The 13,470-nt window shown below is 73.4% G+C and carries 12 protein-coding genes; 9 read left to right on the forward strand and 3 right to left on the reverse strand.

Features of this window, described 5'->3' with window-relative positions; translation table 11 throughout:
• Nucleotides 1–95 precede the first annotated feature (95 nt).
• Complete coding sequence (locus ACZ3I4_RS31530; RefSeq protein WP_465385682.1) at nucleotides 96–1,481, reverse strand: cation:dicarboxylate symporter family transporter; 1,386 nt, start codon at nucleotides 1,479–1,481, stop codon at nucleotides 96–98.
• A 79-nt stretch (nucleotides 1,482–1,560) separates the two neighbouring features.
• On the opposite strand from ACZ3I4_RS31530, the gene ACZ3I4_RS31535 reads away from it, so the two are divergent.
• The 7 genes from ACZ3I4_RS31535 to ACZ3I4_RS31565 all read left to right on the forward strand — a co-directional run bounded on the left by ACZ3I4_RS31535 (nucleotide 1,561) and on the right by ACZ3I4_RS31565 (nucleotide 10,849).
• A complete protein-coding gene (locus ACZ3I4_RS31535) occupies nucleotides 1,561–3,102 on the forward strand; it encodes a sensor histidine kinase (RefSeq protein WP_465385683.1) in 1,542 nt (513 codons plus the stop codon).
• Nucleotides 3,099–3,788 carry a response regulator gene (locus ACZ3I4_RS31540; protein ID WP_465385684.1) on the forward strand — a complete coding sequence of 230 codons (690 nt, stop codon included), beginning with the start codon at nucleotides 3,099–3,101 and terminating at the stop codon, nucleotides 3,786–3,788. Before ACZ3I4_RS31535 ends, ACZ3I4_RS31540 begins: the two co-directional genes overlap by 4 nt.
• A 41-nt stretch (nucleotides 3,789–3,829) precedes the next feature.
• Nucleotides 3,830–5,362, forward strand: coding sequence for a GGDEF domain-containing protein (locus ACZ3I4_RS31545; RefSeq protein ID WP_465385685.1), 1,533 nt, complete (start codon nucleotides 3,830–3,832; stop codon nucleotides 5,360–5,362).
• 74 nt (nucleotides 5,363–5,436) lie between these two features.
• A complete protein-coding gene (locus tag ACZ3I4_RS31550) occupies nucleotides 5,437–6,030 on the forward strand; it encodes a hypothetical protein (RefSeq protein WP_465385686.1) in 594 nt (197 codons plus the stop codon).
• 15 nt (nucleotides 6,031–6,045) lie between these two features.
• Nucleotides 6,046–6,909, forward strand: a complete 864-nt coding sequence (locus ACZ3I4_RS31555; protein ID WP_465385687.1) for a phosphotransferase — start codon at nucleotides 6,046–6,048, stop codon at nucleotides 6,907–6,909.
• 32 nt (nucleotides 6,910–6,941) lie between these two features.
• Nucleotides 6,942–7,562 (forward strand): cupin domain-containing protein, encoded by a 621-nt coding sequence (locus ACZ3I4_RS31560; RefSeq protein ID WP_465385688.1) that lies wholly within the window; start codon nucleotides 6,942–6,944, stop codon nucleotides 7,560–7,562.
• A gap of 35 nt (nucleotides 7,563–7,597) precedes the next feature.
• The gene (locus ACZ3I4_RS31565) at nucleotides 7,598–10,849 is read left to right on the forward strand and encodes a hypothetical protein (protein ID WP_465385689.1); all 3,252 of its coding nucleotides are present in this window, start codon (nucleotides 7,598–7,600) and stop codon (nucleotides 10,847–10,849) included.
• Here ACZ3I4_RS31565 and ACZ3I4_RS31570 read toward each other — a convergent pair.
• Nucleotides 10,836–11,771 carry a helix-turn-helix transcriptional regulator gene (locus ACZ3I4_RS31570; protein ID WP_465385690.1) on the reverse strand — a complete coding sequence of 312 codons (936 nt, stop codon included), beginning with the start codon at nucleotides 11,769–11,771 and terminating at the stop codon, nucleotides 10,836–10,838. The genes ACZ3I4_RS31565 and ACZ3I4_RS31570 overlap by 14 nt on opposite strands.
• Before the next feature lie 62 nt (nucleotides 11,772–11,833).
• Between ACZ3I4_RS31570 and ACZ3I4_RS31575 the strand changes: the two genes are divergently transcribed.
• Together ACZ3I4_RS31575 and ACZ3I4_RS31580 are read left to right on the forward strand one after the other, a co-directional pair.
• Nucleotides 11,834–12,397, forward strand: a complete 564-nt coding sequence (locus ACZ3I4_RS31575) for a DinB family protein (RefSeq protein WP_465385691.1) — start codon at nucleotides 11,834–11,836, stop codon at nucleotides 12,395–12,397.
• Entirely contained in the window at nucleotides 12,394–12,855 is a 462-nt protein-coding gene (locus ACZ3I4_RS31580) for a VOC family protein (protein ID WP_465385692.1), read from the forward strand. The genes ACZ3I4_RS31575 and ACZ3I4_RS31580 overlap by 4 nt, the downstream gene beginning before the upstream one ends.
• Nucleotides 12,856–12,966: 111 nt before the next feature.
• On the opposite strand, the gene ACZ3I4_RS31585 is transcribed toward ACZ3I4_RS31580, so the two are convergent.
• The gene (locus ACZ3I4_RS31585) at nucleotides 12,967–13,434 is read right to left on the reverse strand and encodes a GNAT family N-acetyltransferase (RefSeq protein WP_465385693.1); all 468 of its coding nucleotides are present in this window, start codon (nucleotides 13,432–13,434) and stop codon (nucleotides 12,967–12,969) included.
• Nucleotides 13,435–13,470 lie beyond the last annotated feature (36 nt).

The raw sequence follows: 13,470 nt of genomic DNA on the forward strand, positions 1-13,470 counted from the left end.
CGCGGAAAGTGGCCCGACAGCCCGCGGCCCGGCCCTCCTCGCGGGGTGCGCGGAGGGCCGGGCCGCCGGGTGGCGCCGGATGGAGGCTCGCTGGGTCAGGTTCTCGCGGCCGGCGCCGGTTCGGGGGTGCCGGGCTCCGGCGGCGGGGCGTCCTGGGTGGCGGCGTCGTCCTCGTCGTCGAGCATGGTGGTCTCGTCGAACGGGTCCTCGCCGGCCAGCACGGCCCGCGTCTTCTCGCGGTTGATCTCGCCGGTCCAGGTGCCGATGAGGACGGTGGCGACCGCGTTGCCGGCGAAGTTGGTCAGGGCCCGCGCCTCGGACATGAACCGGTCGATGCCGACGATCAGGCCGACGCCGTCGACCAGTTCGGGGCGGTGGCTCTGCAGGCCGCCGGCCAGGGTGGCCAGGCCCGCGCCGGTGATGCCGGCCGCTCCCTTGGAGGCGATGATCATGAAGACGAGCAGGGAGATCTGTTCGCCGATGGACAGCGGCTGGTCCAGGGCCTCGGCGATGAACAGCGACGCCATCGTCAGGTAGATGGCCGTGCCGTCGAGGTTGAAGCTGTAGCCGGTCGGGACGGTGATGCCGACGACGGGCTTGCTGACGCCGAGGTGTTCCATCTTGGCGATCAGCCGGGGCAGCGCCGACTCCGACGACGAGGTCGACAGGATCAGCAGGAACTCGCGGGCCAGATACTTGAGCAGCGAGAACAGGTTGAGCCGGGTGAACACCCAGAGGATCGCGCCGAGGATGAGGAACACGAAGATCGCGCAGGTGACGTAGAACCCGAGCATGATCTGGGCCAGGCTCTTGAGCGCGTCGACGCCGGTCTCGCCGACCACCGCCGCGATCGCGCCGAACGCGCCGATCGGGGCCAGCCACATGATCATGGCGAGAATCTTGAAGACCAGCCGCTGGATGACGGTGATCGCGCGCAGCACGGGTTCGCCGCGGCGGCCCATGCCCTGCACGGCGAAGCCGACCAGCAGCGCCACCATCAGCGTTTCCAGCACCTCGCCGTCGGTCAGCGAGGAGAGCAGGCTGTTGGGGATGATGCCGAGCACGAAGTCGGCCAGGCCCTCCTCGCCGGTGTCGCCCACCGCTTTCTGTCCGGCCGCGGCGGCCTCCGGGTCCAGGTGCAGCCCGGAGCCGGGGTGGATGATGTTGCCGACGACGAGGCCGATGGCCAGCGCCACGGTCGACATGACCAGAAAGTAGCCGAGGGCCAGACCGCCGACCCGGCCGACCTTGGCCGCCTGGCGGATCGAGCCGACGCCGAGCACGATCGTGCAGAAGATGACCGGGGCGATCATCATCTTGATCAGGTTGACGAACCCGGTGCCGATGGGCTTGAGCTCCTTGGCGACGTCCGGTGCGGCGAGGCCGATGACGATGCCGGCCAGGACCGCGGCGATCACGGCCAGGTAGAGGTAGTGCGTTCTGTCCCGCCGGACCCGCGGGGTGGGGCTCTGGGTCTCCATGCCGCAGACTGTGTCCTGCGTCTCACCCCAGGGCGACATTGCGTTCATTCTGTTTACTGCGGAGAACCGGACCGGAAACATGCCGATAGCACGACGGTGGAGCATCGCGCGGCAGCTGTTCGTCCTGCAGGTGCTGGTGGTGACGACGCTGGTGGCGATCGGCACGGCCGGGGCCGCGCTGCTGGCCCGGGACGACACCGAGCAGGCGGCCATCGACCAGGTCGTCGGGATCGCCCAGGCCGTGGCCCTCTCGCCCACGGTCATCGACGCGGTGGACGATCCGGACCCGTCGAAGATCCTGCAGCCGTACACGGAAAGCGTCCGCCTGGCCACGGAGACCACCTTCATCGTCGTGATGGCCCCGGATCGCACGCGGTTCACCCACACGACCCCGGAGGTGATCGGGCAGCCGTTCATCGGCTCGATCGACAAGGCGCTGCGGGGCGGCGTCGTCATCGAGAAGAGCGTCGGCACGCTGGGCGAGTCGGTGCGCACGGTCGTCCCGGTCATCGATCGGAACACCGTGATCGCGCTCGTGTCGGTCGGCATCACCACCACGGCCCTCAATGAGAAGCTGCTTTCCCGTACGCCGGCGGTAGCGGTTCCGACGGCGCTGGCGCTGCTGATCGCGGCGGCCGGGTCGTGGCTGCTCAGCCGCCGGTTACGCCGCCAGACGCACGGTCTCGGCCCGGCCGAGATGACCCGGATGTACGAGTACCACGACGCGGTCCTGCACTCGGTGCGCGAGGGACTGGTCGTGGCCGACCGGGCGGGCCGGGTGACGCTGGTCAACGACGAGGGCCGGCGGCTGCTGGGCCTGACCGGCGATTCGCTCGACATGCCGTCCGAGATCAGCGAGCTGCTGGCGTCGAAGACCCCGGCCGCGGACGAGCCGGTGCTGGCCGGTGACCGGGTGCTGGTGGCCAACCAGCGGGTGATCCGCTCCGAGGGCCAGACCGTCGGCACGGTCCTGACGCTTCGCGACCACACCGAGCTGCGTACGCTCACCGGCGAGCTGGATTCCGTGCGGGGCCTCACCGAGGCGCTGCGGTCGCAGGCCCACGAGGCCGCGAACCGGCTGCACACCGTTCTGACCATGGTCGAGCTCGGCCGCACCGAGGAGGCACTGCAACTGGCGACCGCCGAACTGGCCGTGGCCCAGCAGCTCACCGATCAGGTGGTGGGGGCGGTGAGTGAGCCCGCGCTGGCCGCCCTGCTGCTGGGCAAGTCGGCCCAGGCCGCCGAGCGGGGCGCGCAACTGGTGATCGACGAGGCGTCTCGGCTCGCGGACACCACGCCGCTGCCCAGCCGTGACCTCATCACCGTGGTCGGCAACCTGGTGGACAACGCGCTCGAGGCGGTGGCCGGCACCGGGCCGCCGCGGGTGGTGACGGTGCTGGTGGTCGAGTCGGACGGTGAGGTGCTGGTGCGGGTGGGTGACACCGGGCCCGGGCTGCCGGCCGGAGCGTTCGCGCGGGGCTGGACGACCAAGGCGCAGGGCCGCGGGATCGGTCTGGCGCTGGTCAAGCAGGTGGCCGACCGGCACGGCGGGAGCATCGAGGTGTCCGCGGGACCGGACGGCGGCGCCGTGATCACCGTCCGGCTTCCGGTCCGTCCGTGAGCGCCATCCGAGTCCTCGTGGTCGAGGACGAGCCGCTGCTGGCCGAGGCTCATGCGGCGTACGCGGGAAGGGTCGAGGGTTTCGAGGTGGCGGCGGTCGCGCACACCGCGCAACGGGCCATGGCCACGCTCCGCTCGACCCCCGTCGATCTGGTGCTGCTCGACCTCAACCTGCCCGACATGTTCGGGCTCGAGCTGACCCGGGCCCTGCGCGCGGCCGGCATCGGCACGGACGTGCTGGTCGTGACGTCGGCGCGCGATCTCGCGGTGGTCCGGTCGGCGGTCTCCCTCGGGGTCACCCACTACCTGCTCAAACCGTTCACCTTCGCCACCTTCCGCGAGAAACTGCTCGGGTACGCCCGGTACCGGCGGCAGATGCTGGGCCCCGAGCAGGTGGCAGCACAGCACGAGATCGATCGCGCGTTCGCGGCGCTGCGCGGCTCCTCCCCCGATTCGCTGCCCAAGGGCCTCGACCAGGGCACCCTCGATCTGGTTCTCGGGGTTCTGCGGGCCGCCGACGGACCGGCCGGGCTGTCGGCGGCCGAGGTGGCGGCGCGGATGGGCGCCTCCCGGGTCACCGCGCGGCGCTACCTCGAGCACCTCGCCGAAACCGGACAGGTGGCGCGAAACCCGCGTTACGGCGGGCCCGGTCGGCCGGAAGTCGAGTACCGCTTCACAAAACGCTGATTTGCGGCCGGTCCTGGCCGATGAACAGGCCAGGAGGGGCGATGCATCCCACTCAGGAATCTGTACGTCTGCTCGAACAGGCTCAGGCCGGTCAGGCCGTGGAGGCGCTGGCCCAGGCCGAGGCGCTGCTCGGCGAGGGCGGGCACGCCGGTCTGCACTTCGTCCGGGTGGCCGCGTTCAACGTGCTCGGTGACATGCCCGCGTTCGAGGACGCCGTCGCCCGGATGCTGGACTCCGCCTGCTCGCCCGGCTGGCGGGCGGCCGCGCTGGCCACGCGGGCCGGCACGCGGGCGCGGGTCGGCGAGGCGCACACGGCCGAGTACGACCTGGACGGCGCGCTGCGGGATCTGGTGACGGCCGAGGCCCTGGTCGTCGACGAGACGGAACCGGTGGCCGCCGTCAACGCCCGGGTCGCGATCGCGATCGCCTTTTTCGAGCTGCGCCTCTACGAGCTCGTCGGAGCCCACTACGAGGCCGCGTACGCGCTCAGCGCCGCACCCGGCCCGGCCAACGGCAACCGGGCGATGTGGCTGATCAACCTGGCCGAGCTGCACCTGCTGTGGGCGCTCGAGCTCTACCAGGTCGGTCAGGTCGAGGCGGCCGAGAACCACACCGCGCAGGCCGAGGCGTACGGGGTGCGGGCGGCCGGGGAGGCACAGGGCCCGGACGCCGCGGTGTGGTCCGACTACGCGCTGCTCTCCGCGGCCTGCGCCAAGGCCGACCGGCACAATCCGGCCGCCGCCGCCACCGAGATCGCCTACCTCCTCGAGCGGCTCCGCGGGCGCGGGATGAGCCCGCTGCTGCTCGCCTTCGCCGGGCCGTTCCACGCGGTCGCGCTGCGCCGCACGGGCCGGCTGACCGAGGCGCTGCAGGTCATCGAGGCCGCCATCGCCGCCCTGCCCGCCGACACGGGCGTGGTGCTGACCGCGGCCCACCATCACACGCATACGGTGCTGCTGGCCCGGCAGGGTTCCGCGGCGGCCGCGGCCGGGGCGGCGTACGGGGCGACTCTGGCCGCCGCCCTGTGGCACCAGCGCCTGCGCACGCTCACCTCGGTCGAGCACATGCGGTCGCTGGAGCAGCTGCGCGCGGCGGCCTGGATGGACCCGCTGACCGGCGTGGCCAACCGGCGCGCGTTCGACTCGGCAGTGTGCCGCATCCAGGCCGGACCGGACATCTGGTCGACCGTGCTGGTGATCGACACCGACAAGTTCAAGCAGATCAACGACACGGCCGGGCACGCCGCCGGTGATGCCGCCCTCAAGGCGATCGCCGCGGCGCTGACCGGGCTGGTGCGCGACGACGATCTGGTGGCCCGGCTCGGCGGCGACGAGTTCGCGGTGCTGCTGCCCGGCGTCGGCAGCGCGCTGGCCCGCGAGGTGGCGCAGCGGATGGTTGAGGCGGTCCGGACCCTGGACGGGCCGGCCACGCTCAGCGTCGGGGTGGCGGGCGGCCCGGCCTCCGCGCTGCCGTCGGTGGTCGAACTGGCCGACGCGGCCATGTATTGCGCCAAGCGCCGCGGCGGCGACAGTGTCGAGGTGCACGCGCCGGTTCCCCGGACGGTGGCCGCCTGATCGCCGCGATGACCGGATTCGGGACTCCCGTGCCGTAGTGACCACGTTCGGCGAATATGGAAGTCTTTCGGGCTATGACGACGCCCCAGCAGCCCGAGCAGTCCCCGCCCGCCCCGGCTCACCCTCCCGCGCCCGCAGCCGGGACGGCGCCCGCAGCCGGGGGCGATCCGTGGCAGCGACCGGCCGGTGAGCCGGCCGGGCCGGACGTCGCCGCGGCTTGGCCGAACGACGGCACGACCGGCCCGGCGCCGGTTACGACCGAAGCCGGCGTGCCGGCCGCCGGGGTGCGGCCCCGGGATGGCGGTTCACGACGGCTGCTCGTCGCCGCGGGCGCCGGAGCGCTCGTGGGCGCGCTGGTGGTGGGCATCCTGTGGGCGGCCAGCTCGTTCGTGGGCGGGGGCGGGGACGACCCGGCCGCCGACGCCGCCGCGGCCTGCGGTGTCTTCGACCGGGTGCCGGACAGCTGGGCCCCCGAGACCGTCACCGAGCTGACCACCTTCCAGGTCGGCGGGGCCATCGCGCTCGCTCAGGCGGCGGGCCAGGGCGACACCGAATACCGGGTGCTGGCCGCGCAGGCACAGCAGCTTCAGCAGGCGTACGTCACGTTCGACGTCAACCGGGTCGGCCAGCTCATCTCCGACGTCCGCAACACCTGCGACGGCCTCTGACCCGCCACCCCGACGATGCACGCCGACCAGATCGACGTCTCCCCCGCCACGGCCCGCACGCTGATCGACTCGCAGTTCCCGCGGTGGCGCGACCTGCCGCTCCGTGAGCTCGCCACGCAGGGGACCGTCAACGCGATTTTCCGGCTCGGCGACGCGTACACGGTCCGCTTCCCGTTGCAGCCCCGTCCCGGCGCCCGCGAGTGGCTGGAGCGTGAGGCCGCCGCGGCCGCGGAACTGGCCGGCCGGACGCGTTTCGCCACCCCGGAACCGGTGGCGCTCGGTGAGCCCGGCGCCGGCTACCCGCTGCCCTGGTCGGTCCAGACCTGGCTGCCCGGCGTGGTGGCCGGCGACCAGCCCCTCGGTGACGACTTCGCTCGCGACCTGGCCGAGTTCATCTCCGCCGTACGTTCCCTGCCCACCCACGGCCGCACGTTCTCGGGCGCGGGCCGCGGCGGCGACCTGAAGTCCCAGGACGAGTGGATGGAGATCTGCCTGGAGAGGCACGACCCCGGCCTGCGCCCGCTCTGGTCGCGGCTGCGCGAACTGCCCCGGGGCGACACCCCCGACGCGATGACGCACGGCGACCTGATCCCCGGCAACGTCCTGGTCGCCGGCGGCCGTCTCACCGGCATTCTCGACGTGGGCGGGCTGTCCGCCACCGACCCCGCCCTCGACCTGACCAGCGCCTGGCACCTGCTCGACGCCGGCCCCCGCCGCACCCTGCGCGAGGCGCTGCAACCGTCCGAACTGGAATGGGAGCGTGGCCGGGCGTGGGCGTTCGCCCAGGCGATGGGTCTGCCCTGGTACTACGCCGGCACCAACCCGGCCATGGCCCGGATCGGCCTGCGCACCCTGGCCCGCGTCACCGGCGAGTTTTGACATCGACCACCACTGATGATGGGGTGGTCGGCGTGAAGGGTCAGGTTGTGCACTCCCCCGCCGGCGAGCGTGTCGTTCTCGACGGTGTCGGCCAGACCGTGCTGCTCGACAACGAGGCCGTCCGGATCTGGGACGTCTCGCTGCGGGCCGGCGCGACCCACCCGTGGCATCTGCACCACAATCCGTACGTCGTCTTGTCGATCTCGGGCTCCGAGGCCCGCATGGACTGGCTGGACGGCAGCGAGCCGCGGTTCCTCAACGAGTATCGCGGCGGGTCGGTCTATCGCCCGCTCTCGCCCGTGCACCGGCTGACCAACATCGGCTCGCGGTTCTACCAGAATCGGCTCGTCGAGCTCAAAGACCTGGGCGAGAACCGGCCCGAACCGCAGGACATCGGCCCCGGCGACCGCAGCGTCGAGGGGCAGCGTCCCGGCCCGGCCACCGAGGACGGGCGGCTGCCGGTCATCCTGCACCCGCACGTCGCCGTGTGGACGGTCGAGGTCGGCGGCGACGAGGCCCGCAAGCTCGACCTCGGCGACCGCCCGCACGTGCTGGCCGAGCTGGCCCGCGACGGCGCGGTGGCCTACCACCCGGGCGGCCCGCTCACCTTGACCGGTCCGGGCGAGTGGTTCGTGCTCGAGCTGACCTACTGACGAAAACCCCTTGATCGACTGAGCAGAATGAGGACGTGCTCAAGGCCACGGACGATCTGCTCGCTTCGCTCGACCCTTTCCCATACGGGGAGAGGATGACGCGCGTCTCGGCCTGGGCGCGCGCCGCCACCGACCGCGCCGAGGTCTGCGCCGATCTGCACACCGCCGGGCCGTACGAACGCTCGCTGGCCCTGACCGCCGCGCTCGTGACCGGCGCGACCGGCGAGGTGCTCCTGGCCCTGGCCGGCCCGGAGGCCGCGCTGCGGGCCCGGGCCCTCGAGAGCGTGCTCACCTCGCCCGGGTTCGACCTCGATCTCGACCGCCCGGCCGCCGAGCGCCGCCTCGTCTATCGCACCCTGCGGCGGGTGCACGCGCCCGGCCTCGCCGACTCGCTGCTCCCCCGGGTGCGCGACCTCTACGGCGATCAGGAGGCGGCCGCCCTGCTCCCGGCGTGCAGTGCCGGGGTCGTCCGGGAGGCGCTGCCCGAGCTCGACTACGCCGCCAACCTCACCGCCGTCGCCCGCCGCCATCCGGCCGTGCTGCTCGAGCACTTGACCGCCCAGCTCCAGCCGGCCGACCCCGAGATGAGCGAGCGCCTCTGGGCCCGGAACGGTCACGCCGTGCTGCACTGCGATCCGGCCGGTCTGCTCGACCTGCTGGAGCGCCACGGCCCCGCCAACCATTTGCCGGGCGACCTCTCCCGGTACGGGGTCCTGGCCGCCCTCGACCCCCGCCGGGTCGCCGCGCTGCTCGCCGCGCCGGGCCGGGCCACCTGGGTGGCCCACCGCCCGCTGCCCCGCGCGCTCACCCGCCGTCTGGCCGTCCTGCCCGACGACGAGGTGCTGCCGCTGGCCCGCCGGGTCCGGGACGGATCCGGATACGCGAACCTGCTGGCCGCTCTGCCGCCGAGCCGGCGCGGCGCGCTGCACGCCCGGACCGTGGGTTCGGCCGGCGCCCGGCTCGACCCGGCCACGATGGATCTGCTGCCGCACGCCGTACGGGCCGATGAGGCGCGCCGCCAGATGACCCGCCCGTGGGCCCGGGACAACGAGGCCGTGCTCCGTTCGCTGAGCGCCTTTCTGCCGTGGCCCGAGGCGCGCGACGCGATCGCCGGGGCGACCAGCAGCGGCGACGCCGAGGTGCGGGCCGCGGCGTACGGGAATCTCATCGACGCCGCCCGCCGCTCGCGGGACTCGCAGGCGGTGGCCGGCGCCCTGGGTCTGCTCGACCGGCTGCGCAACGAGCAGGATCCGGTGCGCTCGGCCACCCTGACCGCGCTGGCCCAGGTGGCGCCGCTGATCACCCCGGCGGTGGCCGACCGGCTGACCCGGCTCACGACCGACGCGGTCGAGGCGCGCGACGTGTCCGCGCAGTCGCTGGCCGCCCTGGGCGCCCTCGCCGTCCGCGTGCTGCAGCACCACGTCGGCGAACCGGCGCTGCGCGACTGGGCGCTGCTCACCATCGACCTCACCGCGGCCGGCAAGTCGGTGCCGGTGCTCGGCCGCTACGACCGCACGTTGCGCCGCGGCCAGGAGCTGATGGTCTTCGACCGGCTGCGCGGCTGGGTCGAGGCCGGCATGGACCGCGGCTTCTTCGAACCGCTGTTCGCGCTGACCCGCGCGCTCGGGCGCCGCGCGTGGAACGTCGCCGGGCTGCAGGCGTTGCTGCGCCGGGCCCTCGATCCGGGCAACGTGCCGTCGGTCGTGCGCACGGCGACCGATCTGTGGCTCGCCGATCCGCGGACCCGGCCCGTACGCGTGGCCGAGGTGCTCGACCTGGACGTGTCGATCGTGGCCGGGTCGGCCACGATCTGGGCGACCCTGTGCGGCAGCCGCACCGACCTGCTCGACCGGGTGCTCACCCGGCCGCCGCGCGGGCGTTTCCTCAAGGAGGGTGTGCGCTGGGTGCCGCCGTGGCCGCACTTCTGCGAGCGGTGGCTGCCGCGCCAGCAGGTCCTGTTCGCCGAACTGCAGGAGCGGATCGCCGCCGACCCGGGCGCCACCCGGCCCGAGCGGGCGGCCGCGATCCGGGCCGCCGCGCGCGTTCCGGTGCTCGGCTCGGCCGTCGTGCTGCGCTATGCCAGCTCGTCCGACGTGGTGCTGGCCGAGGCGGCGCTGGGCGCGCTGGTGTGGACCGACCGGCCCGAGGAGGCGATGGCCACGCTGCTCGCGCACGCCGGCGACGACCGGGCGCGGGTGGCGATGTACGCGGCGGGGCGGGCGGCCCGGTTCGTGCGGCCGTCGCGCCTGCCCGCCCTGCTCGACCCGGTTCTGCTCGGCCCGGCCAAGGTGACCAGCCGCAAGGAGGCCGCGCGCCTGCTCGGCCGGTTCGGTCCGTCCGCGTCGATGGGGACGCTGCTGGCGGCGTACGGGAAGGACGGTCAGCATCGGGACGTGCGCGCCGCCGTGATCGCGGCCGCGCGGGAACACCTGTGGGCCCCCGAGAGCTGGACGATTCTCGAGGCCGGGGTGCGGGGCAGCCGGGAGGAGCGCCAGGCCGTGCTGGCGGCCAAACCGGACGGAGTGGCCGGGCGCTACCGGTCCCGTTTCGCCGCGCTGGTGGACGCCGCCTGCCGCAGCGACGACCGGACCGTACGCAGCACCGCCTTCCTGCTGGTGCCCGACTGGGCGCCCTGGCTCGGCGACGTCACCGGGCTGGTCGTCGACCGGCTCACCGACCTCGACGCCTATCTGGGCGGGTACGAGGCCGAGGCGCTGGTCGGCACGCTGCGCCGGGGCGGGCTGGGCGCGGTGTGGCAGCGGCTGGCCGAGGCCGACACGGCCGACGACGCCGGGAACGCCGACCGCGACCGCCCGTGGCGTGAACGTCTCGACGAGATCGCCGACGCCGTGGACGGCTGGGCCGCGCGGATCGGACCCGCGGTCGATCGCGGGCCGATGCTGGCCGCGGCGCGGGAACTGGCCGACCGGCCCGGGTTCCTCAAGCCGGCGCTCACGATGATGGTCGCGCTGGGCGGCGTCGACGTGCTCGACGAAGTGGCCGACCGCTGCGCCGGCCGTCCGATCGTGGCCTATCACGTGTCGCGGACCCTCCAGGGCTACCTGACCCGGCGCGAGTCTATGTTCGAGGCCGGCCGGCAGCTGGCCCGGGCCACCGACTTCGAGCGGCGTGGCGATCTCGCGGGCGGGTTGTTCGCGGTCGCGCTCACCCGGCGCGGCTACCGGCTGGGCTGGCCGGTCGAGTGGCGTGACCGCCTGCGGTCGCTGCGGCAGCACGGCGACGCCGACGTCCGGGACGCGGCGACCGAGGTGGTCATGAGCTGGTGACGCCGGCCCGGCCCAGCCGACCGGCCAGGATCGCGCAGCGGTCGCGCAACTCCGGCGGGTCGAGCACCTCGAAGTCGTGGCCGAGCAGGGCCATGTGCATGAGGATGAAGTCGAGGTTGCCCGCGCCGCTGGTCACCTCGCAGGTCGTGGCGGTCCGGTCGCGCACCACCGCGGCCGAGGCCGGGATCTGGGCGCGTACGGTGTCCGCCCCGGCCCGTACGAGAAACCGGGCCTGATGGCGGTAGACGCGGCTGGAGATGCTTTCCTGCACGAACTCGGCGGCCTCCGGGGCGTCGCGCGGGGCGAAGTGCCGCAAGTTGCCGGAGATCTCGGACATGCGGTCGACCCGGAACGTACGCCAATCGTCGCGGGCGAGGTCGAAGGCCAGCAGATACCACCGGCGGTCCGAGGCCACGAGCCGATAGGGCTCCACCCGCCGGGGCTGTTCCTTGTAGGTGAAGGCCACCTCGACCTCGTCCCGGCAGGCCCGCGCCAGTGTCATCAGCGCCTCGGAGTCCACGGCCGGCCGCCCGCCCCCGCCGAACGACTCCACCGACCCGGCCAGCGCCCGCACCTCGTGCCGCAACCGGGCCGGCAGCACCCGGTCCAGCTTGGTCAGCGCCCGCAGGGCCGCATCGCCGCTCTCCGCCCCGGCCAGCAGCGCGACCGCGGTGGCGATGGCCTCCTCGTCGTCGAACAGCAGCGGCGGCAGATCCTGGCCCGGCCCCAGCTGATAGCCGCCACCGACGCCCTGCCCCGCGTGCACCGGATATCCGAGAACCCGCAGCCGTTCGACGTCGCGCCGGACCGTACGCGTGGTGACACCCAGCCGCCCGGCCAGCTCGGGACCCGTCCAGACCCGGCGCTGCTGCAGCAACCCGAGCAGGGCCAGCACGCGCTCGGTCGTCCCCATGTCCTCCATGCCGGCGATTCTCCCCGACGTAGCGGACCGATCCTGTCCTCGTTCCGTGTCAGGGTGTCCCCATGGACGGATTCGACTGGAACCGGACGCTGCGCGAGCAGTGGGAATGGCACTGGGACAACCAGGTGCGGGCCCGGCTGGACGGCCTGACCGACGACGAATACTTCTGGGAGCCCGTGCCGGACGCGTGGAGTGTGCGCCCGCGCGGCACGTCGGCCGCCCCGGTGCGGGCCGGCCGGGGCGACTACACGATCGACTTCGCGGTCCCCCAGCCCGAGCCCGCGCCGGTGACCACCATCGCGTGGCGGCTCGGGCACGTCATCGTCGGCGTGCTGGCCCTCCGTAACGCCGCCCACTTCGGCGCGGCGCCCGCCTCCTACGACGATTGGCCGTACGCGGGAAGCGCCGATCTCGCCCGCGAACAGCTCGACGAGCAGCTCGGCGTGTGGCTGGCCGGTGTGCGGAGCCTCGGCGAGGATGGGCTGCGCCGTCCGTGCGGCCCGGCCGAGCCCTACCCCGAGGCGTCGATGGCCACGCTGGTGCTGCACATCCACCGCGAAATGATCCACCACCTGAGCGAGGTCGCCCTGCTGCGCGACCTCCACCTGAGAGGAGCCACCCGATGAGCCGCCAGATCCAGGTCACCTTTGACGCGCTCGACCCCAAGTCGCTGTCGACGTTCTGGCGCGACGCCCTGGGCTACGTCCATCCCGGCCCGCCCGGCGTCGAGCTGGAGCCCGGCGCCGACCCGCTGGCCGCGTGGGACGAGTTCCTGGAGGAGAACAAGGTGCCGATGGAGCGCCGTAACGCCGCCTCCGCGCTCGAGGACCCCGACGGCGCGGGCCCGCGCATCTTCTTCCAGCAGGTCCCCGAGGACAAGATCGCCAAGAACCGCGTGCACCTCGACGTCCGCGCCGCGCCCGGCCTGCAGGGCGATGAGCGGATGGCCGCCCTCGAGAAGGAGTGCGACCGCCTGGTGTCGCTGGGCGCCAAGCGGGTGAGCCGTTCCGAGCCCAACCTCCCGATGAGTTACGGCTTCATCGTCATGAACGACCCCGAGGGCAACGAATTCTGCCTCGACTGAAGACGTACGCCTCGTCGGGCCGGCCAGGAGCACCGGGACGGAACCGGGGGCTCCGGCCGGCCCGGGCGCAACACCGGGCCGTAGCGCACGACCGGGATGGGCGGTGCCCGTTCACAGGCGTCTGCTCAGGCGAACATCTTCCTCCTGATATCCCAGCCGTCCGTAGAAGGCGCGAGCGCGCGCGTTGGCCGCGCCCGTCTCCAACGTCAGCCGGCCGAGACCACGCCGCCGCGCCCACTGTTCGGCCGCGTCCATCAGGGCCGCGCCCACGCCATGGCCCTCCTCGCCGGCCGCCACCACCAGTTCGCCCACGTAGGCGTCGACCTCTCCGGTGAAGTGCGTCCGCTCGGCCACGCTCACCACCCCGGCGACGCCGTCCGAGCCGGCGGCCACGAAGACCGCGCTGTCCTCCCCGCCGGCCCGGCCGATCGCCGAGGAGATCCAGCCGCGTGCCGCCCGTTCGGCCGCGGCGGGGTCGCGCCACGGCGCCACCCCGATCGTCAGCTGCGGCGCCAGCGCCAGCACGTCATCCCGGTCCGGTTCCTCGTACCGCCGCACCTCGAATCTCTTCCCTGTCATGCAGCCATGCTCACAGCCCGGCACCCGATGAATAAA

It is taken from the genome of Actinoplanes sp. NPDC021490 (assembly GCF_055562135.1).